Raw genomic sequence first — 24,300 nt, 5'->3', positions numbered from 1 at the left:
CGAAAGTGGGGCAAAAGTATATGGGAGAATTCCATGTAATGAATCATCCGTTGATTCAACACAAATTAACAATTATCCGCGAGAAAGAGTGCGGAACAAAAGTATTTCGTGAAGTAGTAAGTGAAATCGCCATGTTGATGGCTTATGAAGTAACAAGGGACATGCCTTTGGAAGACATCGAGATCGAAACGCCATTGGTAAAAACGACTCAAAAAACATTGTCAGGTAAAAAAGTTGCCATCATTCCAATTTTGCGTGCAGGATTAGGGATGGTCGATGGTTTCTTGGCGATGTTGCCGGCAGCAAAAGTTGGTCATATCGGAATGTACCGTGACCACGAAACCTTGGAACCGGTTGAGTATTTCGTCAAATTGCCGACTGATATCCAGGAACGTCAATTATTCATCGTTGATCCAATGCTGGCTACAGGCGGATCAGCTATCGCAGCTATTGAAGCTTTGGAAAAGAGAGGCGCATCGCCATCAGCCATGAAATTCATTTGTCTTGTGGCAGCTCCTGAAGGAGTGGACGCGTTGCATGCAGCTTATCCGGATGTGGATATCTATGCAGCTTCGTTGGACGAAAGATTGGACGAAAACAGCTACATCCTTCCTGGTTTGGGAGATGCTGGTGACCGACTGTTCGGCACAAAATAATGGTTCAAAAAGACGTTCAGGCAAATGTGTCCGTAAATGTCAAAACATCAATATTATAATGATAACGTCCTTCCGATTTACATCATATTGAAAAATGAAAACAAAGAGCTGAGCCAGAAATCCAAAGAGGGTTTCTGGCTCATTTTTATTGTTCAAGTTAAGTTTGTTATACTTTAATTGGATAAGGCTACAGTATCGAAGGTTTTCAAACATAGCGTTAGGAGCAATAAAGTTGCTTTTATTTCCCCTATAAAATCACTTTAGCGTTAATTTTCGGATTTTCAGAATCCTATAATTATATTTACACTTCGAGTATCTTTGGTTGTGAAGGCGGTATCTTTTCATCATTTTCATAAAAAAACCGAAAATATACTTATAATATGTAGATTTGCTTTGAATTTCGATAAACTTGGTGTTATGATTAGCGATGTTGAACAGATGTGCAAAGAAACTTATGAAATAGCCACTTATTGTGACTAGAGTATGGGAGGTCCAGCTGAATTAGTTGTCTACTTTTACGAATGTCTTTTAAAATAATGTAGCGTGGACTAGGTTTGGCATAGCTGTTTTTTTTATTTGTATTGAAAAGAGGTGAAAATATTGGAAGCTGAATCTAAAGTCATCCATTTTATGGGATTGGGTTTCAGTTTGAATATCATCATAAGTGTATTGGCGACATGCATCATTGTTTTTTTATTTTGTTTTATTGCTACCCGGAAACTGGCGGTGAGGCCAACATCCAAAAGCCAATTGGCTATTGAATATTTGGTTGACTTTATCCGGAACATGATTTCCAGCTCGCTTCATTGGAAAGTTGGGCAACAATTCCACTTGTTGGGATTCACTTTGTTCCTATTTGTATGGGTTGCCAATATGTTAGGACTTGTGTTCATTTTGAACATCGATGGCCATTCCTATTGGAAGAGTCCGACAGCCAGTCCGATCGTCACATTAGGCTTAGCGTTAATGGTGATTTTGCTGACGCATTATTTCGGTATTAAAGAAAATGGGTTCAAGGAATATTTCATGAACAGTTATATTCGTCCGGTCGCACCGCTCATGCCGATCAAACTTTTGGAGGAATTCACGAATACATTGACATTGGCGTTGCGTCTTTACGGAAATATTTATGCTGGTGAAATTTTGTTGGGGTTGATTGCTTCATTAGCGAATTCATATGGCTTATTGACTTGGGTGGTTGGGATTCCTCTCCAAATGGTTTGGCAAGGATTTTCCATCTTCATCGGATCCATCCAAGCTTTCGTCTTCACTACGTTGACTATGGTTTACCTCGCCCATAAGATCGAAGCGGAATAAAACTGCTGATCCATGAGCTTAATAAGTATGTATTAATATATGAGAAAAAGGAGATTATTATTATGAACTTTATAGGAGCTGCTATTGCGGTTGCCGGCGCGGCCATCGGAGCATCATTAGGAAATGGAAAGGTTATTTCTACTACAATCGAAGCGATCGCAAGACAACCAGAATTGCAAAGCAGATTACAGACTTTGATGTTCATTGGTGTCGGTTTGATCGAAGCTGTTCCCATCATGGCGGTAGTTATAGCTTTCTTACTGATTTTCCAATAATAGGGACCAGCAAGACCGATAACTACAGGAGGGATGAGAATGACAGCCAATCTCGTATTGGGAGAGATTACCGCATTAGGTGATACGATTGTTACGCTACTGTCATTTCTGATATTGATGGCTCTTATCAAAAAATTCGCATGGCAGCCTTTGATGAAGATCTTAACGGATCGTGAAGAAATGATACATGCAAATATTGATAAAGCGGCAGCTGCGCGTGAGAATGCCGAGAAGAAACATGCGGAAGTCGATGCGCAATTGATAGAAGTCAGAACTACAGCGAGCGATATTTTGAACAGGGCTCAAGCGGAAGGCAATGAAATACAAAAGAACATCATTAAAGAAGCAAAAGAAGATGCATTACGGATCAAACAAGTGACCCAAAAAGAGCTGGAACTCGAAAGAAAACAGGCTCTTGAAGGTTTGCGTGCCGAAATCGGAGTCATATCAGTAGAAATCGCTGAAAAGATCCTCGGCAAGGAAATCAAGCAAGCAGACCAACAAACATTGATTGAAGCTTTCATTGAAGGGCTGGATGATTGATATGGTTAAGGACGGCAAAGCAATCACAACTGTAGAAGCCTATGTACAAGCCTACTATAACCGCCTGACTGACTCGAAGACTGCGGACAGACTCTATCTTGATCTTTCGCAGTTGAAAGAAGCCTTCAATCATGCAGATTCAGATGCAGGAGAGCAGCCAAATCTTGATTTGGCTGTGAAGTATCTTGCTCCTGATACGCTTCGGTTTCTAGAGGGACTCCAAGATAATCTTGATAACGAAGGTATCTTGGCTTCCATCAAAGCGTTCAATGAGCTGTATGAAAATAAAAAAGTACTCGTGAATGTGAAGTTGACTTCTGCGGTTCCTTTAACAGCGGAACAAAAAATGCGCATCATGAACAAAATGGAAAAAAGAATCGGGGAAGCGACCTTCTTTGTGAAAGAAGTGGTCGATCCCACTGTGATTGGCGGCGTCCGGTTGGAGTCGGAAAACCATTATTTCGACAATACCATCGCTACGAAGTTGAAAGAAATGAAGAGACATATCCTAACAGATTAATAGGGTTGAAGAGGTGAATAATATGGCTACTGAAAACGAAGATTTGAGTTCATTGATCAAAAATAGGATCAACACTTTTCAATCTGTATCAGAGTTTGAAGAAATTGGAAAAGTTACCTACATCGGTGATGGAATCGCCCGCGCGAAAGGTTTGGAGAACGTAATGTCCGGTGAATTGCTGGAATTCTCCAACGGTTCCATCGGAATGGCCCAAAACCTGGAGATGACCGATGTCGGTATCATCATTTTTGGAACTTATGAAAATATCCATGAGGGCGATATCGTCAAACGTACAGGCAAAATCATGGAAGTACCGGTCGGTGATGCTTTGATCGGGCGCGTTGTGGATGCATTAGGCAGCCCGGTGGATGGCTTAGGCAGCATCGAAACCACCGGCACAAGACCCGTTGAAAATGCAGCACCAGGCGTTATGGATCGTCAATCCGTCAGACAACCTCTTCAGACCGGTCTAAAAGCATTGGATGCTTTGGTTCCGATCGGTCGAGGCCAACGCGAGCTGATCATCGGTGACCGCAAAACCGGGAAAACCAGTATTGCAATCGATGCAATTCTGAATCAACGCGGAAAAGATGTTATCTGTATCTATGTCGCCATCGGGCAAAAGGAATCGACAGTCCGCAATATGACGGAAACGTTGAAGAAGCATCATGCAATGGACTATACGATTGTCGTGACCGCAAGTGCTTCACAATCTGCGCCGATGCTCTATATCGCACCTTACGCCGCTACCGCAATGGCGGAAGAGTTCATGCACAACGGCAAGCACGTTCTTATCGTTTATGATGATCTTTCCAAACAGGCGGCTGCTTACCGTGAAATGTCCTTGCTTTTGCGTCGTCCGCCAGGCCGCGAGGCGTATCCAGGGGATGTCTTCTACTTGCATTCCCGTTTGTTGGAACGTTCAGCAAAATTGAACGATGAATTGGGCGGTGGCTCCATCACCTCCTTGCCGATTGTTGAAACACAAGCCGGGGATATCTCCGCTTATATTCCGACGAACGTCATCTCCATCACGGATGGTCAGATTTTCCTGGAAAGCGATCTGTTCTTCTCAGGAATCCGTCCGGCTCTATCTGCGGGTCTCTCCGTTTCCCGTGTCGGAGGATCTGCTCAAATCAAAGCCATGAAAAAAGTATCCGGTACATTACGTATCGATTTAGCCAGCTATCGCGAGCTGGAAGCATTCACCCAGTTCGGTTCGGACTTGGATGTTTCCACGCAAAAACGTCTTAGCCGCGGCCGCAGAACCGTGGAAATACTGAAGCAGGACTTGCACAAGACCTTGGATGTCGAAAAACAAGTTCTCATTCTCTATGCATTGACCCACGGATTTATTGATTCGATTCCGGTGCAGGATATCGAACGATACGAGTCTGAACTGTTCAAATTCGTCAAAATGTCTTATCCGAATCTGTTCTCCATCATCAAGGAGACAAAAGACTTACCGCCTACGGAAGACTTGGATGAAGCGCTGAAAGCATTCGCGGGAATCTTCATTCCGCACGTCGAGTAGAAGGGTCAGCATGAACAGATAATATTGAGGTGATAATATGGCAGAGTCTTTAATAGACATCCGGAAACGCATTGCTTCCACAAAGAAGACAAGTCAAATAACAAGCGCCATGCAAATGGTATCTGCCTCCAAACTGATCCGCGCCGAACAAAAGGTGCGGGGATATCAGCTTTATGCAGCAAAAATACGCGAAATCGTAACACATATTGCCAGCACGCAATTATCTTTGCTTGAAGAGCATGGTCATGTGTCGGCGAGCGATCAAGTTCTTGTCGATTTTCACGATATGCTGATCGAACGGCCGGTCCGCAAAACGGGCTATCTGATCATTTCCTCAGATAAAGGCTTAGCCGGAGGATACAACAGTTCGATCCTGAAAGCGACAAAAGATATGCTTGCGGTCGACCACGCTTCGAACGATGAGTTTGTTGTGCTGTCGGTCGGTGGAGCTGTGGCTGATGATCTCAGAAAAAGTGGGATCGAAGTCGCATTCGAAATCAGGGACCTGAATGACCAACCAAGTTTCACGGAAGTCAGCGATATCGTAGTTAAGGCAATCCAACTTTATCGTGATGGGGTTTTTGATGAGTTGTACGTTTGTTACAAACATCATGTCAACGCTCTGATTTCAGAATATCGAGCTGAAAAAATGCTGCCGTTGACGGACTTGGATTCCCAAGAAGCGGTTGGTTACGAAGTCGATTATCTATTTGAACCGAACAAAGAAGAAATATTAGAAATATTACTGCCGCAATATGCGGAAAGTTTGATTTACGGTGCCATTATCGATGCTAAATCATCCGAGCATGCTTCCCGCATGACGGCCATGAAGAGTGCTACTGATAATGCGACCAATATGATCAATGATATGACGATTCAGTACAACCGAGTGAGACAGACTGCAATCACGCAAGAAATCACCGAAATCGTCGGTGGAGCTTCTGCTCTGGAAGATTAGAAAATGGGAGGAAAAGGCATGAAAAAAGGTCATATTGTACAAGTAATCGGGCCGGTAGTCGACGTTGGCTTCCCATTGGAAGAAGGTGTGCCGGACATCCGTAATGCGCTTATTGTGCATAAGGCAGCCGCAGCTGGAAGTAATGAAGAAGGGGAAACCATCGTTTTGGAGGTTTCACTTGAATTGGGAAATGGTGTGGTTCGCGCAATCGCGATGGAATCGACAGATGGCCTGCAAAGGGGCTTGACTGTTGTTGATACCGGTGCGCCCATCAAAGTACCAGTTGGTTTAGGCACCCTTGGCCGTGTGTTCAATGTTTTGGGTGAAGCCATCGATTTGAAGGGAGCTGTTCCTGATGATTTCCGTCGTGAGTCCATTCATAGAAAAGCACCGACGTTTGATCAGTTGAGCAGTAATTTTGAAATCCTGGAAACAGGCATCAAGGTCATCGATTTGCTGGCTCCTTATCTGAAAGGCGGAAAAATCGGGCTTTTCGGTGGGGCCGGTGTCGGAAAGACGGTCCTGATTCAAGAATTGATCCACAACGTAGCGGAACAGCATGGCGGCATATCTGTCTTCACGGGTGTCGGCGAGCGTACGCGTGAAGGAAACGACCTCTATCACGAAATGCAAGAATCTGGAGTCGGCAAAAAGACAGCCATGGTATTCGGTCAGATGAACGAGCCACCAGGTGCACGTATGCGCGTCGCCTTGTCCGGTTTGACGATGGCAGAACATTTCCGTGATGAAGAAAAACAGGATGTGCTGTTGTTCATCGATAACATCTACCGGTTTACTCAAGCTGGTTCAGAAGTTTCCGCACTATTGGGCCGGATGCCTTCAGCAGTAGGCTATCAGCCGACGTTAGCAACTGAGATGGGCCAACTGCAGGAACGAATCAGTTCCACTAAAGATGGTTCAATCACTTCGATTCAAGCGATCTATGTGCCAGCGGATGACTATACCGATCCGGCTCCTGCAACAACATTTGCCCATTTGGATGCAACAACGAACTTGGAGCGTAAACTGACGGAACAAGGGATTTATCCTGCCGTTGATCCATTGGCTTCCTCTTCCAGCGCGTTATCTCCGGAAATCGTCGGAGATGAACATTACGAAGTGGCCACCAAAGTACAACGCATTCTGCAACGTTATCGTGAACTGCAGGATATCATCGCTATCCTTGGGATGGATGAACTGTCCGATTCTGAAAAAATTACTGTTAACCGCGCAAGACGAATCCAATTCTTCTTGTCCCAAAACTTCCACGTAGCCGAAGCGTTTACCGGAGTACCGGGATCGTACGTCCCTGTAGCGGAAACTGTCCGTGGCTTCAAAGGGATTGTTGAAGGTAAATACGACGGAGTGCCGGAAGAAGCTTTCCGCAACGTCGGTACAATAGAAGAAGTTCTGAAAAAAGCGAAAGAACTAGGCTACAAAGGAGGGGAATGAGATGGCATACCTGCAAGTGAATGTGGTGACGCCTGATGGTATCGCTTTTCAGCATCGTGCTAAGGCGGTGACCGCAACGACAACGGATGGCGGCATTACGATCATGCCAAACCATACCCCGATCATTGTTCCTCTGGCGATCGCTGACCTGATTGTAACGCGTGTGACCGATGAATTGGCGCAGAACCATATTGCCGTCAATGGCGGCATCATGGAAGTGCGTGATAATGTGGTGAACATCATTGCCAACAGCGCGGAACGCGCACGCGACATCGATATCGACCGTGCGGAAGTCGCGAAAGAACGCGCCGAAAAACGGATGGCAGAAGCGCGTGATTTCAAAAATGAAAAAGAATTCCAGCGCGCGAAGATTTCGTTATCGAAAGCGATCAACCGTATCGGTGTTTCGAAAAATAGATCCAATTGAAAAAAAGAGGCCATCGTTGGCCTCTTTTTTTGATTCCGTTTATTTCCTGACATTTAATTAGTGAAGCGGATAATATGCATAGATTATCTGCAGAAATGGCCCGCAATTTCATTTCGATGTATTGTAACATATTATTATACCTGATAAAGAATATGAATGTAAACGATTTTCTTAGTAAATTCTTAGGCGATAGTCTGACAAAAAACAGCTTGTTGGTTTTTTTTTCAAAATATTTATGTTAGTATAGTTTGAGAATATGGGAGGAGTGCGTCACTTGGACTTAACGCTGTTTAACGGTATAATAGTATTGCTATCCCATATGATATTCATTTTCATTTCTTTTTGGTCGTTAAAAGCCATCAGACTGGAGAAATGGATCAGAAAGGGACACATACGCGAAGCAAGGGTGCTCTATTTCTTTCTGTCGATTGCTTTAGGCTTTACGGTAAGTACGTTTCTGCTTGAGTTGGTGACAACCTCGCGTAATATCAGTTACTTACTGTTCTCATGATCCCGCTCACAGTTGCACAATAGAATGTGCCTGTAAAGGCAGATCAGAGTTCCATTTTTACAATAGTTGCAATACAAATATACAAATGAGATCACAATTGACTTTCGGAGGGATTTTTAATGGAAAAAATAATTGTTCGCGGCGGTAACCGTCTTGAAGGAACAGTTAAAGTTGAAGGCGCAAAAAACGCAGTTTTGCCGATTTTGGCTGCTACACTTTTGGCAAGCGAAGGGCAATCTGTATTGACGAACGTTCCGATACTGTCTGATGTTTTCACAATGAATAATGTTCTGAAACATCTGAATGTCGGCGTTGAATTTCAAGAAAAAAACAACACCATCTTAGCGGATGCATCAAACGACATCAATTTTGAAGCGCCCTTTGCTTATGTCAGCAAAATGCGTGCGTCAATCGTCGTTATGGGTCCGCTATTAGCACGTCTGGGTCACGCGCGTATCGCTTTACCTGGTGGCTGTGCCATCGGAACACGACCTATCGACCTTCACTTGAAAGGTTTCGAAGCAATGGGAGCTGACATCAAAATCGAGAACGGTTTTGTTGAAGCGAAAGTCGACAGATTGGTCGGTGCACGCATCTATTTGGACTTCCCGAGTGTCGGTGCTACTCAGAACATCATGATGGGCGCTACTTTGGCGGAAGGGACCACCATCATCGAAAACGTCGCACGCGAACCTGAAATCGTCGATTTGGCTAATTTCCTGAACCGTATGGGCGCGAAAGTGGTCGGAGCCGGAACAGAAACAATCCGTATCGAAGGCGTTTCGTCCATGAAGGCAACAGAACATTCGATCATCCCGGACCGAATTGAAGCAGGAACATTCATGATTGCAGCAGCAGTCACGAACGGGAATGTTTTTATCGAAGATGCGATTGCCGATCATAACAAGCCGCTGATTTCGAAACTGAAGGAAATGCACGTTGCTTTCCAGGAAGAAGAAAATGGTCTGCGTGTCATCGGTCCACGTTCTTTGAAAGCGACCGATGTCAAAACGATGCCACATCCAGGGTTTCCTACCGACATGCAGGCACAAATGACGATTGCGCAATTAGTATCCCAAGGAACCAGCACGATGACCGAAACGGTATTCGAAAACCGTTTTATGCATTTGGAAGAGATGCGCCGTATGAATGCTGATTTCAAAGTCGAAGGGCAGACGGTCCTGATTCATGGCAATACTGATCTGCAAGGCGCTGAAGTAGCCGCATCGGATCTGCGAGCGGCAGCTGCTTTGATTATCGCTGGCCTTGTTTCCAAAGGCTATACACGCGTCACGAATCTGTCGCATTTGGACCGTGGTTATTATGAATTCGATAAAAAGCTGCAGGCTTTGGGTGCTGATGTTGAACGTGTAACCGAAGATGAAAAAAATGTTTTCAGCGATGCGGAAGTTGAAGCACTTTTCGTAAAATAAGTCGGACAACTGTCGTCCGGAAGATAGCTATCGCTAAATGATGAATGTTTGAGAGGGGAACAACGTGGCCAGAGATATAGGAATCGATTTAGGTACAGCAAACGTACTGATTCACGTTAAGGGGAAAGGTATCGTCTTGAACGAGCCTTCCGTTGTCGCAGTAGACACAAAAACCGGAAAAGTTTTAGCAGTTGGGGAAGAAGCCTATATGATGGTTGGGCGTACGCCGGCAAACATCAGAGTCATCCGTCCGCTGAAAGGCGGCGTTATCGCAGACTTTGACATCACAGAAGCAATGCTGACCCACTTTATTGATCGCTTGAATGTGAAGGGTTTTTTGACTAAGCCGAACATTTTGATCTGTTGTCCGACGAACATCACAACGATTGAACAAAAAGCGATCATCCAAGCCGCAGAAAAGAGCGGCGGCAAGAATGTGTATCTGGAGGAAGAACCGAAAGTTGCTGCTGTCGGAGCAGGGCTTGATATTTTTCAGCCGAACGGTAATATGGTCATCGATATGGGTGGCGGAACGAGTGATATCGCAGTATTGTCTTTGGGCGGTATCGTAACGAGCAGCTCGATCAAAACAGCCGGTGATAAACTGGATGCCGACATCATGAATTTCGTCAAAAGAGAACACAAATTATTGATCGGTGAACGGACTGCTGAAAAAATCAAAATAACGATCGGAACCGCTTTGGAGCCTGAGAAGGAAGAGAAGATGGAAATCCGTGGCCGTGACATGGTGACGGGACTGCCGCGCACTATTTACATCACTTCGAAAGAAGTATATGAAGCGATGCACGAGACTTTGGTTCTGGTCGTGGAGCAAGCGAAGGAAGTTTTGGAAATGACGCCTCCTGAGCTGGCTGCCGACATCATCAATACCGGAATCGTGTTGACAGGTGGGGGTGCTTTGATCAGCGGAATCGAGAAACTCTTCTCGAGCGAGTTGAAAGTTCCGGTATTTGCTGCTGAAAAACCATTGGATGCAGTTGCTTTGGGAACGGGTATCCTACTGAACAACATCGATCAAAAGAATCGTCCGTCCAGCGGACTTTTCGGTTTGTTGGCGCGACTGATCCAAAAAACAAAAATAAAAAAAGGAAGATAGGTGATCGCTTTGAAATTTGATTTCAAACCTGTACTGTCAACGGTGATGTGGGTTTTGATATTCATGTTGATGGCTTTCATTCTCTTCGGAGCCGGGTTGATGGTCGGATACGGTGTTCTGGGTGGCGGCAATCCAGCCCTTGTCTTCAGCAAGCAGACCTGGGAACATATCTTTGATTATATCCGTTAAGGAAATAAGAAGGGCAGACAGGAACGATTGCGTTCCGTCTGCCCTTTTTTGATTTTTTTCCTGAATAGGTGCGAGCGGGTGGGGTTTCGGATTATTTCTTTGTCCTTCATTTGCTTTGCTCCGGTGAGCGAAGGCTTCGCCGGAGCACAGACGCAATTAGATGAGCGAACTCCTGCGAGGATGGCCTCGCTGGAGTTTGCACCGGTATCAATCGGTCTCCGCCGGTAAGCGGTCGCCTCACCGGAGCTGCGAACTCGTATCCGCTGTTGTGCCAATGAAAAAGGTCAAATCTTTCTACCCATGCTCCACAAAATCAGCCATATAAAAACGAGGACGGCCAGCATCCTTCTGCTGGTCATCCTCGCTTTTGTCGCATATTTTTATTTCAATGATTTTGAGTTGACCATGACTTCGTCAATCAAGCCGTAATCTTTCGCTTGCTGAGCAGTCATGTAGTTATCGCGGTCGGTATCGCGTTCGATGACTTCCATCGGTTGTCCTGTGCGTTCAGCCAAAATTTTATTCAGGCGTTCGCGTGTCTGCAGGATATGGCGGGCTGCGATTTCAATTTCGGTTGCTTGACCTTGTGCACCGCCAAGCGGTTGATGGATCATAATCTCTGCATTCGGTAATGCAAAACGTTTGCCCTTCTCGCCGGCAGTCAACAAGAAGCTGCCCATCGAAGCTGCCATACCCATTGCGATTGTTTGAACGTCCGCCTTGATGAAGTTCATTGTATCGTAGATGGCCAGTCCGGCAGACACGCTACCGCCTGGAGAGTTGATGTAGATATAGATATCTTTTTCGGAATCTTGGGCATCCAAGAATAGCAATTGCGCGATGACTGAGTTCGCCGTATTATCGTCGATAGGGCCGCTCAACATGATGATGCGGTCCTTCAGAAGACGGGAATAAATATCATATGCACGTTCACCACGGGATGATTGTTCGATTACTGTAGGGATTAAGTTCATATATGTTTCCTCCTCGTTCGTTTTGAATGAACAGTTTTTCTTTACATGGTTTATTTTAACTCATTGGTCAGGAAAGGTCAATTGTAATGTTTGTCCATAAGTCTGACGATTTCTGGTGAAATATACCTTAGTCAATCATATCGTTTCAGTCAGCAAATGTCCAAAAATAGATAGCAGAAATGCGGATTGTATTCAGGGTGAATAAAAAATCGAATAAAAAAATCTCCTCTTCCGCGGGGGAAAGGAGATTTTTTGCATTTGCTTTGCATCCAAATGCTGGGAACGTTGATGCATCAATAAAATAATACGTCTCCTGAGGGAATCGAACCCCCATCTCAAGAACCGGAATCTTACGTGATATCCATTACACTAAGGAGACAAGCAACATTAAAATTATAACCTATAGCGTGAAAGATGGCAAGGGGGAAATTCAATTTCAAATTCCAGAGTTGTCTGGGACGTCTCTTTAAGTCGGAAGAACGTCCTTTAAACTACAGAATCACCAATCCTGCTGCGATTGAAATCCAATCCCTTTAACTGAAAACGATTTCAATAAATGCTTGTGTGTGATAAAATGATTCTAAAAAGGGGAGGAGGGGTTGATGTGTTAGTTATATCAAGTGTGCATATGGATAAGGAAAGCTTAGAGGAATCGCTGAAGCTTGTGGGATACGACAACGAGGAGTTGTTCGCTTATCTTCAACAAAAAGCGTTGGGCAATCCTTTAATCGAAGTGAAAATAAATAAAGAGTTCGACGAACGCGCTGTAAAAGAAAAAACGGTTGTATACAAGCCGGATAAGGACGACCCTATGGACACTGCTTCCGCAATGGATCAAGTGTCTGAAGAAGTGCCGGCGTTGGATACTTTTTTATTGGAACAAATCTATGCAAATATGCGGGATACACCCTTGCGCGATTTGGTGTTATTCTTGGTGGCGTTCATCAATCCGGAGGGGTACGTCATCATCAATCTGAATGAAGCTGCGGAACAGAAGGGCGTCGAACCGATTGAGATGTTGGATGCATTGACGCTTCTGCACCAATTGGATCCCCCAGGTGTGGGTGCCCGGAATCTGCAGGAATGTCTGATGCTGCAGACGGAGCGGGATGAATACGCGCCGGAAATCGCCTATTATGTCTTGGAAAATTTCTTCACTGCTTTCAGTGATAAAAACTGGCAAGAAATAGCGGATGAAATGGCGGTTGATCTGGCTGACGTGAAAAGTGTATTCGAGTATGTCCAATCGTTGGACCCGACACCGGGATCCGCATTCGGCGATGACAATCTATTTTTGCCGAGACCGGATCTTTATCTGCAACTGCTGGATGGGCACCTGACTGTGAAATACAATGAGTGGGCTTCTCCATTTGTTGTTTTTCAAAAAGAATATTATGAAGAGATGCTGCAGCATGATGATGAAGACGTACAACAATTTTTGGCAGCGAAGAAAACGGAAGGGGAGCAACTGCGGTCGGCGCTGGCATTCAGAAAAGAAATGTTGCTTGCGGTGGGAGAATTGATCTGTTCCTTGCAGAAAGGCTTTTTCCTGGAAGGCCGAGAACTGGGGCCGCTCGATGTGACTCGCTTGGCTGAAGATTTGGCGGTTCCGGTCACTGTGATGCGCGAAGAAATATTGGAGAAAATGATTGAAACGGACCGTGGGACATTTTTGTTGCACCAATTATGCGGTGAATAGCCACGAAAAGCGGTTAAGATAAGTAAAAAGATGCGAAGCGCTAAACAATGACGGGACATAAAACGACCCTTTTTGAATGGTTGTTGTATCAAGGTTTTTTGAAAGCGTACATCCGAAAGGCAATCGGATTATACGCTACTCGTGATATATTGAACGAATCCTTTTTGAAGGAATTTGAATTAATTTATCAAAACTCTTGAAACGTCTAGTGTTTACTGTTAAAATAATGAAGTAAAGACGAGGGAGAATAGACGGAAGTAAAAAAATATTTACAGTCTTATTCCATCTCTCCTGATATGAAATAAACGAGGACCGCCTGAGATTGCAGCGGGGCGAAAAGCGTCCACGTGCAAATGAAGAGGGTTGTTATGGAAGAGTCTATTTCAGTCTTGCAGCAAATAGTCCCGGATATTATGTCAGTCCTTCAAAATCGTTACCATATCATGCGTAATATCCAAATGTACGCTCCAGTCGGAAGACGCGTCCTGGCCGATAAAGTTTCCTTATCAGAAAGGACTTTGCGGACTGAGACAGATTTTTTGCGGAAACAAGGTCTCCTATCGAGTTCCAAGAACGGAATGGAGTTGACCGAGGAAGGCGAAAATGTTTTCCGTCACCTGGAAAAATTCATGCGGTTATTGCTGAATATGAATGCGAAAGAGAAGGCCTTAGCGGATTATTTGAACATTCAGTTTTGTAGGATTGTTCCTGGTGACAGCGATGAAGATGCATCCATTCTGGATGAAATCGGAAAAACGGCCGCCAAAGAACTGCATGCGTTATTGCCGGCAGGCGAATTTATCGTTGCTGTGGCTGGTGGGAGTACAATGGCACGGGCTGCCGAACATTTTTCACCTGAATTGTCCCAGAACAGGAATTTTATTTTTGTTCCGACACGAGGTGGTTTAGGCGAATCGATGTCGATACAAGCCAACAGTGTCAGCGATCGTATGGCGCAATTGGTCGGCGGTGAGAACATGGCGCTTTTCGTTCCAGATAACTTGAGCGAAAAAGCTTATGCATCAATGAAATCCGAGCCATCGATCAAACATACTTTATCCGTCATGAAAAAGGCAAACTGCTTGTTATATAGCATCGGTAATGCTAAAGTAATGATGGAAAGACGCAGGATGTCGCATGGGTTGATTTCGTCCCTAGAAGCGCATAATGCGGTAGGTGAAGCCTTTGGTTGTTACTTCAATGAAAATGGAGAAATCGTCTATCGATTGTCCCGCTTCGGGCTTCAGATTGAAGAAATCGAAAAGATCCCGTACGCAATGGCCATTGCAGGGGGAAGCACGAAAGCCAAGGCAATTAAAGCATTCATGAAATATGCCCCGCATCAAACATGGCTGATTACAGATGAGGGCGCAGCTAATCTGATTTTAAAAGGGGTAACCCTTTAAAATAAAAATTTTGACTTATCCTAAGGAGGAAATCTCAGTATGACAGTAAAAGTTGGTATTAACGGTTTTGGACGTATTGGACGTTTAGCATTCCGCCGTATTCAAGAAGTAGAAGGAATCGAAGTTGTAGCAATCAATGACTTGACTGACGCTAAAATGTTGGCTCACTTATTGAAATATGATACAACTCAAGGCAGATTCAATGGTGATGTAGAAGTTAATGACGGATTCTTCACTGTAAACGGAAAAGACATCAAAGTGTTATCACAACGTAACCCAGCGGATCTTCCATGGGCAGAACTTGGCGTAGAGTTCGTATTGGAATGTACTGGTTTCTTCATGAGCAAATCAGGCGCTCAAGCTCACGTTGATGCAGGTGCTAAACGTGTTCTATTGTCTGCTCCAGCAGGCAGCGACGTTAAAACAATCGTTTATAACGTTAACCACAACATTTTGGATGCTGACGATGTTATCGTTTCAGGCGCATCTTGTACAACTAACTGTTTAGCTCCAATGGCTCAAGTATTGAACGATCAATACGGAATCGTTGAAGGCTTAATGACTACAATCCACGCTTACACTGGCGACCAAAACACTTTGGATGCTCCACATCCTAAAGGTGACTTCCGTCGTGCACGTGCTGCTGCAGAAAACATCGTTCCTAACACGACTGGTGCTGCTAAAGCTATCGGTGACGTATTGCCTGAATTGAAAGGCAAATTGGACGGAGCTGCTCAACGTGTTCCTGTTGCAACTGGTTCATTGACTGAATTAGTTACTGTATTGGAAAAAACTGTAACTGTAGAAGAAATTAACGCTGCTATGAAAGCTGCTTCTAACGAATCTTACGGCTACACTGAAGACCAATTGGTTTCAAGCGATATCGTAGGCATGAACTTCGGTTCTTTATTCGATGCAACACAAACTAAAGTAATGACAGTTGGAGACAAACAATTGGTTAAAACTGTTGCTTGGTACGACAATGAAATGTCTTACGCTTCACAATTAGTTCGTACTTTAGTAGAATTTGCTAGCTTATAAGATCTCATCTTTCATCTAATGAAAGCTGAATCGTAGAAGATATCAAAAGCGGGGAGGCAACGCGCTTCCTCGCTTTTCTTATGTAGATACACATATCAGGAGGCGACGTAATGACAAAGAAAGTTGTAACAGATTTAGATGTAGCTGGAAAAAAAGTATTGGTTCGTGCTGATTTCAATGTTCCTATGAAAGATGGAGCAATCACTAACGACAACCGTATCGTTCAGGCTCTTCCTACAATCAACTACTTGATCGAAAATAACGCAAAAGTCATTCTTTTCTCTCACTTAGGAAAAGTAAAAACTGAAGAAGACAAAGCGAAGTTGAGCTTGAAGCCTGTAGCTGATCGTTTGGCTGAATTATTGGGCAAAGAAGTCACTTTCGTTCCTGAAACACGCGGAGAAGCTTTGGAAACTGCTATCGCAGCATTGAAAGACGGAGATGTTTTGGTATTCGAAAACACTCGTTTCGAAGATGTTGACGGTAAAAAAGAAAGCAAAAACGATGCTGAATTGGGCAAATACTGGGCTAGCCTAGGCGACCTGTTCGTAAACGATGCATTCGGTACGGCTCACCGTGCACATGCTTCCAACGTCGGAATCGCTTCTAACCTTGAAAGCGCAGCTGGATTCTTGATGGAGAAAGAAATCAAGTTCATCGGCGGCGCTGTTGACGAGCCTGTTCGTCCATTCGTAGCTATCCTGGGCGGAGCTAAAGTAAGCGACAAAATCGGCGTCATCAAACACTTATTGAACAAAGCCGACAAAGTACTTATCGGCGGCGGAATGGCTTACACATTCATGAAAGCACAAGGCTTGGAAATCGGTAAATCCTTATTGGAAGCTGATAAAGTCGAATTGGCGAAAGAATTGTTGGAGAGCGCTGGCGATAAATTGGTCTTGCCTATCGATGCTAAAATGGTTCATGAGTTCGGCAACGATGGAGAAATCACAATCGCTGAAAACGATGCATTCCCTGCTGACCAAATGGCATTGGATATCGGACCTGCTTCCGTCGAATTGTTCACTAAAGAGCTTGAAGGCGCGAAAACTGTCGTATGGAACGGACCTATGGGTGTGTTCGAATTATCTAACTTTGCGCAAGGAACAATCGGTGTTTGCGAAGCAATCGCTAAATTGAACGATGCTGTAACAATCATCGGCGGCGGAGACTCAGCTGCAGCTGCTATGCAATTAGGCTTTGCGGATGACTTCACGCACATCTCAACTGGTGGCGGAGCATCATTGGAATACCTTGAAGGTAAAGAACTTCCGGGTGTAGCATCAATTTCTGACAAATAAGCAACCTATCTTAAGGAGTGAGTATATTGCGTAAACCGATTATTGCCGGTAACTGGAAAATGAACAAAACAGCTAAGGAAGCACAAGCATTCATCGAGGCTGTAAAAACTAAGGTTCCTGCTTTTGATAAAGTAGAAGCTGTTATTGGATCACCGGCTTTATTTTTAGAAAACATGGTAGCAGCTACAGAGGGAACTGATTTGAAAGTTGCCGCGCAAAACTGTTACTTTGAAGAAGAGGGTGCCTTCACAGGTGAAATCAGCCCGAAAGCTTTAGGCGACTTAGGCGTCGACTACGTCATTATCGGACACTCTGAAAGACGTGAGTACTTCCACGAAACAGATGAAGATATCAACAAAAAAGCGCACGCTATTCTTCGCAATGGTATGACACCGATCGTTTGCTGCGGCGAAACGTTGGAACAACGCGAATCAGGCGTAACAAACGAGTGGGTTTCAGGACAAATTACAGCAGCCTTGAAAGATTTGACTGCAGACCAAGTAGCTAACCTGGTTATCGCTTATGAGCCAATCTGGGCAATCGGTACAGGGAAATCTTCTACTGCAAAAGATGCGAACGACACTTGCGGCGTAGTACGCGCAACTGTAGCTTCAATCTTCGGCCAAGAAGTGGCTGACAAAGTCCGCGTTCAATACGGCGGCAGCGTTAAACCTGAGAACATTGCAGAATACATGGCTGAAGAACATATCGATGGCGCTTTGGTCGGTGGTGCGAGTTTGGTTTCTGATTCATTCTTAGCATTATTGGAGGCTATTAAATAATGAGTAAAAAACCGGTAGCGATAATTATTTTGGACGGCTTCGGCTGGAGAAACGAAATGATGGGCAATGCGGTTAAGCTAGCAAAGAAACCGAACTTTGACCGTTATTGGAACAATTTTCCGCATGCAACGATGCTGGCTTCCGGATTGGCTGTAGGACTTCCTGAAGGCCAAATGGGTAATTCCGAAGTAGGGCATACAAACATTGGTGCCGGACGCGTTGTCTACCAAAGTTTGACCAGAATTGATAAAGCCATCATCGATGGTGAATTCTTGACGAACGAAGCGCTTGTCGGTGCTTACGATCACACGACTGAAAATGATTCTGCTTTGCATCTTTTCGGTCTGCTTTCCGACGGTGGTGTGCACAGTCACATCAATCATGTCATCGCTTTGATCAAGAGCGCTAAAGAAAAAGGTGTCAAAAAACTGTATCTGCATGCTTTCCTTGATGGCCGCGACGTGGATCCTCACGCTGCACCAGGCTACATCGAAACAGTGGAAAATGCGATGGAAGAGATCGGACTGGGCGAAATTGCGACTGTTTCCGGTCGCTACTACGCAATGGACCGTGACAACCGTTGGGAACGTGTTGAATTGGCATACAACGCCATCGCACACGGCGAAGGCGAGAAGTTTGAGTCTGCACAAGATGTCGTAAAAGCAAGCTATGCAGACGGTAAAACGGATGAGTTCGTACTGCCGACTGTCATCGTTAAAGACGGCAAGCCAGTAGGACCGCTGCAAGACAATGATGCGATCATTTTCTTCAACTTCCGTCCGGACCGCGCGATTCAATTGTCGAATGCCTTCACTAACGAAGAGTGGACGAATTTCGATCGCAAAGAGCGCGCAACAAACGTGAAATTTGTGACAATGACTTCTTACCAAGACACAGTTATTGCGGATATCGCCTTCAAGCCGATCCCGATGACGAATGTGCTGGGTGAAGTGTTGGCAAAACACAACCTTTCACAACTGCGTATCGCGGAAACTGAAAAATATCCGCATGTAACTTTCTTCATGAACGGCGGACGTCACGAGCCTTTCGAAGGCGAAGGACGCATCCTGATCCCTTCACCGAAAGTTGCAACCTATGATTTGAAACCTGAAATGAGTGCTTATGAAGTGGGCGAAGCATTAGTGAAAGAGATCAATGACGACAAATACGACGCCATCATCCTTAACTTTGCGAACCCTGACATGGTAGGCCATTCAGGTATGTTGGAACCTACAATCAAAGCGATTGAAGCAGTGGATGAGAACTTGGGTGCTGTCGTTGACGCTATCCATGCAAAAGGTGGCTATGCCATCATCTTCGCTGACCACGGTAACGCGGATACTATGTCCACTGAAGACGGACAACCGCATACTGCGCACACAACCGTACCGGTTCCTGTGATCGTAACCAAAGAAGGCGTTACGTTGCGCACCGACGGCAAATTGGCCGACGTTGCTCCAACTATGCTTGATTTGTTGAACGTAGAAAAACCAGCAGAAATGACAGGCGAATCGCTGATCGTTAAAGCGTAAGCAAAACGCTTCAGCTATTGCATAAAGTAAGATAATTGTCTAAAATGATACTTGGTAACACAAGTAATTCAGCCAACTAAAAGGAGAGAAAACCATGCCATACATTACAGATATTTTAGCTAGAGAAGTATTAGATTCACGCGGAAACCCAACTATCGAAGTTGAAGTTTACACAGAGAGCGGCGCTTTCGGACGCGGAATGGTTCCATCAGGAGCTTCTACTGGCGAACACGAAGCAATCGAATTACGTGATGAAGACAAAACGCGTTACCTTGGAAAAGGTGTTTTGAAAGCTGTAGCGAACGTAAACGACATCATTGCTGATGCTATCTTAGGTTTCGACGTACGTGACCAATTAGCTATCGACAAAACAATGATCGACTTAGATGGCACTCCTAACAAAGAAAAATTGGGCGCTAACGCAATCTTGGCAGTATCTATCGCAGTAGCTCACGCTGCAGCAGATTACTTGGATATTCCTTTATACCAATACCTAGGCGGATTCAACGCTAAAACTTTACCAACACCAATGATGAACATCATCAACGGCGGATCTCACTCAGATGCTCCTATCGCTTTCCAAGAGTTCATGATCTTGCCAGTCGGCGCGCCTTCTTTCAAAGAAGCATTGCGTTGGGGTGCTGAAATCTTCCACGAATTGAAATCAATCCTGAAAAAACGCGGATTGGAAACTTCTGTTGGGGATGAAGGCGGATTTGCTCCTCGCTTCAAAGGAACTGAAGATGGCGTAGAAACTATTTTGGAAGCAATCAAATCAGTTGGTTTGGAACCAGGCAAAGATGTATACCTAGGATTCGACTGTGCATCATCTGAATTCTACGAAAACGGCGTTTACAACTATGCTAAATTCGAAGGTGAAGGCGGAGCGAAACGCACTGCTGCAGAACAAGTAGATTACTTGGAAGAATTAGTCAACAAATACCCAATCATCTCAATTGAAGACGGTATGGATGAAAATGACTGGGATGGCTGGAAACTTTTGACAGAACGTTTGGGCGAACGCGTTCAATTAGTTGGTGACGACTTGTTCGTAACTAACACTGAAATCTTGTCTAACGGTATCGAAAAAGGAATCGGTAACTCAATCCTGATCAAAGTTAACCAAATCGGTTCATTGACTGAAACTTTCGAAGCTATCGAAATGGCTAAAAAAGCTGGTTACACTGCAGTTATTTCTCACCGTTCAGGCGAAACAGAAGATGCTACAATCGCTGACATCGCTGTTGCAACTAACGCTGGACAAATCAAAACTGGTTCATTGAGCCGTACTGACCGTATCGCTAAATACAACCAATTGTTACGCATCGAAGATCAATTAGGCGAATTGGCTGTATACGATGGCTTGAAATCTTTCTACAACTTAAAAAACAAATAATTTTTATTCACTAACAGGAAGTCAGTTGCTTGGAACACTGCCTTCACATAAAAACAGTCTGGGATGACCAGACACGAGATTAAGTCCGGCGCTTGGAACGCCGGACTTTTTTTGTTGTTTCTGCCTGCATTGTTCGGATTTTAGGCAATAAAATTGACTCAAACTCCAATATGATCATATTTTTAATTGCCGTTCCTAACATCTGCATGTAAATTTTTTTGAAAATTAGCTATTTCCGCTTTCATTCGTCGCATAATCTGCTATAATAAGATTAAATTATTATTAATAAATAATGAGGACAATTGATAAGGGGGAGACAAAAGGATGAAAAGAGCAAGAAATTTTTCCGCTGGTCCAGCAATATTACCAGAATCAGTCTTAGAGAAAGTACAGAGTGAAATGCTATCCTACAAAGATAGTGGCATGTCAGTTATGGAGATGAGTCACCGCTCCTCCTTGTTCGAAGAAATCATTCAGGATGCAGAACAATTATTAAGGGAATTAATGAATATTCCGGATGGATACAAAGTTTTGTTCCTGCAAGGTGGTGCAAGTCTGCAGTTCTCCATGATTCCGATGAATCTTGGAAAAGGCGGCAAAGTCGGTTACATCAACTCCGGATCATGGGCTAAGAAAGCCATCTCTGAAGCTAAGATTTTAAAAGTGCCCAATATTGAAGTATTGGCAAGTTCCGAAGCGGATAATTTCACTTACATTCCTGAAATTCCGGAAACAGACGAAGCATATGACTACATCCATATCACAACCAACAACACAATCGAAGGAACAGCATTCCAAACAATCCCTCGTTTCGTGAATGCACCGATCGTTGCCGATATGTCTTCCAACATTTTATCCAATCGTTACGATGTCAACGACTTCGGATTGATCTACGCTGGAGCACAAAAAAATATCGGGCCTGCAGGATTGACGATTGTGATCGTGAAAGAAGACCTGATCCAAACCGAGAATGCATTACCAAGCATGCTTGATTACCGTACACACATCAAAAACGATTCTCTATACAATACACCACCAAGTTTCTCTATCTATGTAGCTAAATTAGTCTTCGAATGGTTGAAGGATTTGGGCGGCGTGGAAGCTATGGTAAAAATGAACGAAGAAAAAGCTGGCTTACTGTACCGTACGATTGAAGAATCAGATTTATTCTCTTCTCCAGTTGCTGTCAATTCCCGATCATTGACGAATATCCCATTCGTTACCGGAGATAAAGAATTGGATGCGAAATTCGTCAAAGAAGCTACAGCGTTAGGCTTCCTTAACCTGAAAGGCCACCGTTCTGTCGGCGGTATGCGCGCAAGTATCTACAACGCATTCCCGTACGAAGGTGTCAAAGAATTAACAGAATTTATGAAAGCTTTTGAAGCTAAGGAAGGGAAATTCAAATAATGTTCGAGATTAAAACTTACAACGCGATTGCCCCAGAAGGTTTAAATTTACTGAATGCAGATCAATTTGTCCTTAATTCAGGCGCAAATCCTGACGGCATCATCCTCCGCAGTGAAAAACTGCATGGCATGGAATTCCCTGAGAGCTTGAAAGCCATTGCCCGTGCCGGCGCCGGCGTCAACAACGTACCCGTTGAAGAATGTTCCGAAGCAGGCGTCGTTGTCTTCAACACACCAGGCGCGAATGCCAATGCGGTCAAAGAGCTTGTGTTGGCAGCTATGATCATGGCTGCCCGTCCAATCAAAGAAGGACTGGATTGGGTCCAAACATTAAGTGGTGACGATGTTGAGAAGCAAGTTGAAAAAGGCAAAAGCCAATTTGCGGGGACGGAAATCTCCGGTAAAACATTGGGTGTCATCGGCCTTGGTGCTATCGGCGCGATGTTGGCCAACGATGCATTCCGTTTAGGCATGGAAGTCATTGGTTATGACCCATATGTTTCAGTGGAAACAGCATGGAACATCAACCGTCGTGTCCAAAAGGCAGCTTCAATCGCTGAAGTATTGGCTAAAGCTGATTACATTTCCATCCATGTGCCCGTCAATGCCGAAACAAAAGGTATGGTTGATGCAGCTTTCCTGGCTCAAATGAAAGACAATGCTGTTCTTTTGAATTTTGCCCGTGGCGAATTGGTCAACACAGCTGATATGCTGGCAGCATTGAAAGAAAAGAGCATCCGCAAATATGTTACAGATTTCGCTGACGAAGCTTTGCTTCATAATGATGACATCATTGTAATGCCTCACTTGGGCGCTTCTACTGAAGAAGCTGAGGTGAACTGCGCAATCATGGCAGCCCAAACATTAAAATACTTCCTGGAAACAGGGAACATCGTGAATTCCGTGAACTTCCCGGGAGTCGATATCGCGATGCATTCTCCTATCCGCATAACGGTCATCAACAAGAACATCCCGAACATGGTCGGACAGATTTCATCCGGTTTGGCTAAATACTTCATCAACATCGAAGATATCCTGAACCGCAGCCGCGGCAACTATGCCTACACTGTCATCGATATCGCCGAAACTGACCAAGCAGTACTGGATGAAGTTGTCGAGAATTTCAAAAAAATCGACGGCATCGTAAACGTCCGCGTCATCAGAAGATAAGAGAGTGTGATGATTCGCGTTTAGACACCCGTACGTTGGAGAAACCAGCTGTCGTTCACCTCTTTTGTGAACGACAGCTGGTTTCGAAACGGTAGTGGTGTCTGCGAATCAGAACACATTTCAAAGAGAGTGTGATGATTCGCGTTTCAAGAAGAGCGTGATGGATCTCCGTTTTAAACGTGGGACATCCCCCTAAAAAAGAACGGCAAAAGTGTCCGGACAGTTCCCTTCGTTGGAGGCGGCAGGTCCGGGCGCTTTTCTTTTCTGAAATTGCTAGCAAAACCCTATAATTTGTGCTAAAGTTAGTAGTAGAAAATTATTATAGGGAGGTCCATCCTTTGTCATTATACGATGTACTATTAACGGCCCTGTTGGTTGTTTCTGTGCTGTTGATCATTGTTGTGCTGATGCAACCGTCAAAAACAAATGCAGCCAGTACACTTACAGGTGGAGCAGAGCAATTATTCGGAAAACAAAAGGCAAGAGGTTTTGAAGCGGTATTGCGTCAGATCACAGTCGTTCTCGGAGCGCTGTTCATCCTGATCGCCCTGGCTTTGACCTATCTATCCTCAAATTAACTATTGCAGGCAGAGACCCACTATCCGGTTTCTGCTTTTTTTAGTTAAGGCACGCAAACAGACCAAAATTCCCGGCGAGG

General features: G+C 44.5%; 23 protein-coding genes, 1 tRNA gene and 1 pseudogene. 23 read left to right on the top strand and 2 right to left on the bottom strand.

The annotated features are described in order from the left end of the window. Window positions 1–20: 20 nt before the first annotated feature. The 13 genes and pseudogenes from upp to ACKPCD_RS10870 all read left to right on the top strand — a co-directional run bounded on the left by upp (window position 21) and on the right by ACKPCD_RS10870 (window position 10,932). Window positions 21–656: a uracil phosphoribosyltransferase gene (gene upp, locus ACKPCD_RS10930; RefSeq protein WP_068561689.1), complete on the top strand. Its 636-nt coding sequence runs from the start codon at window positions 21–23 to the stop codon at window positions 654–656. A 600-nt stretch (window positions 657–1,256) separates the two neighbouring features. Beyond that, on the top strand, window positions 1,257–1,973 hold the full coding sequence (atpB, locus tag ACKPCD_RS10925; protein WP_068561688.1) for a F0F1 ATP synthase subunit A: 717 nt from the start codon (window positions 1,257–1,259) through the stop codon (window positions 1,971–1,973). A gap of 62 nt (window positions 1,974–2,035) precedes the next feature. Next, window positions 2,036–2,248, top strand: a complete 213-nt coding sequence (gene atpE / locus ACKPCD_RS10920; protein ID WP_068561687.1) for a F0F1 ATP synthase subunit C — start codon at window positions 2,036–2,038, stop codon at window positions 2,246–2,248. 39 nt (window positions 2,249–2,287) lie between these two features. Beyond that, a complete protein-coding gene (gene atpF, locus ACKPCD_RS10915; RefSeq protein ID WP_068561686.1) occupies window positions 2,288–2,791 on the top strand; it encodes a F0F1 ATP synthase subunit B in 504 nt (167 codons plus the stop codon). Continuing rightward, on the top strand, window positions 2,784–3,311 hold the full coding sequence (locus tag ACKPCD_RS10910; RefSeq protein ID WP_086988202.1) for a F0F1 ATP synthase subunit delta: 528 nt from the start codon (window positions 2,784–2,786) through the stop codon (window positions 3,309–3,311). Before atpF ends, ACKPCD_RS10910 begins: the two co-directional genes overlap by 8 nt. Before the next feature lie 22 nt (window positions 3,312–3,333). Then, on the top strand, window positions 3,334–4,845 hold the full coding sequence (atpA, locus tag ACKPCD_RS10905) for a F0F1 ATP synthase subunit alpha (RefSeq protein ID WP_321433200.1): 1,512 nt from the start codon (window positions 3,334–3,336) through the stop codon (window positions 4,843–4,845). Window positions 4,846–4,882: 37 nt separating this feature from the next. Then, complete coding sequence (locus ACKPCD_RS10900; RefSeq protein ID WP_068561683.1) at window positions 4,883–5,803, top strand: F0F1 ATP synthase subunit gamma; 921 nt, start codon at window positions 4,883–4,885, stop codon at window positions 5,801–5,803. Window positions 5,804–5,821: 18 nt separating this feature from the next. Further along, window positions 5,822–7,255 (top strand): F0F1 ATP synthase subunit beta, encoded by a 1,434-nt coding sequence (gene atpD, locus ACKPCD_RS10895; RefSeq protein WP_288926993.1) that lies wholly within the window; start codon window positions 5,822–5,824, stop codon window positions 7,253–7,255. A gap of 1 nt (window position 7,256) precedes the next feature. Beyond that, window positions 7,257–7,682: a F0F1 ATP synthase subunit epsilon gene (locus ACKPCD_RS10890; RefSeq protein ID WP_086988199.1), complete on the top strand. Its 426-nt coding sequence runs from the start codon at window positions 7,257–7,259 to the stop codon at window positions 7,680–7,682. A gap of 256 nt (window positions 7,683–7,938) precedes the next feature. Further along, window positions 7,939–8,193, top strand: coding sequence for a DUF1146 family protein (locus ACKPCD_RS10885; protein WP_086988198.1), 255 nt, complete (start codon window positions 7,939–7,941; stop codon window positions 8,191–8,193). 119 nt (window positions 8,194–8,312) lie between these two features. Beyond that, window positions 8,313–9,626 carry a UDP-N-acetylglucosamine 1-carboxyvinyltransferase gene (gene murA, locus ACKPCD_RS10880; protein ID WP_086988197.1) on the top strand — a complete coding sequence of 438 codons (1,314 nt, stop codon included), beginning with the start codon at window positions 8,313–8,315 and terminating at the stop codon, window positions 9,624–9,626. Window positions 9,627–9,690: 64 nt separating this feature from the next. Next, window positions 9,691–10,662 (top strand): annotated as a pseudogene (mreB, locus tag ACKPCD_RS10875) (rod shape-determining protein MreB); the annotation flags it as partial. Between the two features lie 81 nt (window positions 10,663–10,743). Next, window positions 10,744–10,932 (top strand): DNA-directed RNA polymerase subunit beta, encoded by a 189-nt coding sequence (locus tag ACKPCD_RS10870; protein WP_321433199.1) that lies wholly within the window; start codon window positions 10,744–10,746, stop codon window positions 10,930–10,932. A 380-nt stretch (window positions 10,933–11,312) separates the two neighbouring features. On the opposite strand, the gene clpP is transcribed toward ACKPCD_RS10870, so the two are convergent. Together clpP and ACKPCD_RS10860 are read right to left on the bottom strand one after the other, a co-directional pair. Beyond that, a complete protein-coding gene (gene clpP, locus ACKPCD_RS10865; RefSeq protein WP_256957849.1) occupies window positions 11,313–11,960 on the bottom strand; it encodes an ATP-dependent Clp endopeptidase proteolytic subunit ClpP in 648 nt (215 codons plus the stop codon). Between the two features lie 253 nt (window positions 11,961–12,213). Then, window positions 12,214–12,285 (bottom strand) — tRNA-Arg (locus tag ACKPCD_RS10860). Between the two features lie 225 nt (window positions 12,286–12,510). Between ACKPCD_RS10860 and ACKPCD_RS10855 the strand changes: the two genes are divergently transcribed. The 10 genes from ACKPCD_RS10855 to secG all read left to right on the top strand — a co-directional run bounded on the left by ACKPCD_RS10855 (window position 12,511) and on the right by secG (window position 24,220). Then, window positions 12,511–13,605 carry an RNA polymerase factor sigma-54 gene (locus ACKPCD_RS10855; protein ID WP_321433198.1) on the top strand — a complete coding sequence of 365 codons (1,095 nt, stop codon included), beginning with the start codon at window positions 12,511–12,513 and terminating at the stop codon, window positions 13,603–13,605. Between the two features lie 368 nt (window positions 13,606–13,973). Then, window positions 13,974–15,011 (top strand): sugar-binding transcriptional regulator, encoded by a 1,038-nt coding sequence (locus ACKPCD_RS10850; protein ID WP_086988193.1) that lies wholly within the window; start codon window positions 13,974–13,976, stop codon window positions 15,009–15,011. 39 nt (window positions 15,012–15,050) lie between these two features. Then, on the top strand, window positions 15,051–16,052 hold the full coding sequence (gene gap, locus ACKPCD_RS10845) for a type I glyceraldehyde-3-phosphate dehydrogenase (RefSeq protein WP_321433197.1): 1,002 nt from the start codon (window positions 15,051–15,053) through the stop codon (window positions 16,050–16,052). A 110-nt stretch (window positions 16,053–16,162) separates the two neighbouring features. Continuing rightward, window positions 16,163–17,353, top strand: a complete 1,191-nt coding sequence (locus tag ACKPCD_RS10840) for a phosphoglycerate kinase (protein WP_321433196.1) — start codon at window positions 16,163–16,165, stop codon at window positions 17,351–17,353. A gap of 26 nt (window positions 17,354–17,379) precedes the next feature. Next, window positions 17,380–18,135 (top strand): triose-phosphate isomerase, encoded by a 756-nt coding sequence (tpiA, locus tag ACKPCD_RS10835; protein WP_068561076.1) that lies wholly within the window; start codon window positions 17,380–17,382, stop codon window positions 18,133–18,135. Then, window positions 18,135–19,667 (top strand): 2,3-bisphosphoglycerate-independent phosphoglycerate mutase, encoded by a 1,533-nt coding sequence (gene gpmI, locus ACKPCD_RS10830; protein WP_321433195.1) that lies wholly within the window; start codon window positions 18,135–18,137, stop codon window positions 19,665–19,667. Before tpiA ends, gpmI begins: the two co-directional genes overlap by 1 nt. Before the next feature lie 94 nt (window positions 19,668–19,761). Continuing rightward, window positions 19,762–21,063, top strand: a complete 1,302-nt coding sequence (eno, locus tag ACKPCD_RS10825) for a phosphopyruvate hydratase (RefSeq protein ID WP_276645493.1) — start codon at window positions 19,762–19,764, stop codon at window positions 21,061–21,063. A gap of 324 nt (window positions 21,064–21,387) precedes the next feature. Then, window positions 21,388–22,473 (top strand): 3-phosphoserine/phosphohydroxythreonine transaminase, encoded by a 1,086-nt coding sequence (gene serC, locus ACKPCD_RS10820; protein WP_068561079.1) that lies wholly within the window; start codon window positions 21,388–21,390, stop codon window positions 22,471–22,473. After that, window positions 22,473–23,642 carry a phosphoglycerate dehydrogenase gene (locus ACKPCD_RS10815; protein ID WP_086988188.1) on the top strand — a complete coding sequence of 390 codons (1,170 nt, stop codon included), beginning with the start codon at window positions 22,473–22,475 and terminating at the stop codon, window positions 23,640–23,642. Before serC ends, ACKPCD_RS10815 begins: the two co-directional genes overlap by 1 nt. 338 nt (window positions 23,643–23,980) lie before the next feature. Then, window positions 23,981–24,220: a preprotein translocase subunit SecG gene (secG, locus tag ACKPCD_RS10810; protein WP_068561081.1), complete on the top strand. Its 240-nt coding sequence runs from the start codon at window positions 23,981–23,983 to the stop codon at window positions 24,218–24,220. Window positions 24,221–24,300: the final 80 nt, after the last annotated feature.

Source organism: Trichococcus flocculiformis, from assembly GCF_963662535.1.
Lineage (GTDB): Bacteria > Bacillota > Bacilli > Lactobacillales > Aerococcaceae > Trichococcus > Trichococcus flocculiformis.
The sequence above is the reverse complement of the archived record's forward strand: the minus strand, read 5'-3'. Positions and strand labels throughout refer to the sequence as shown.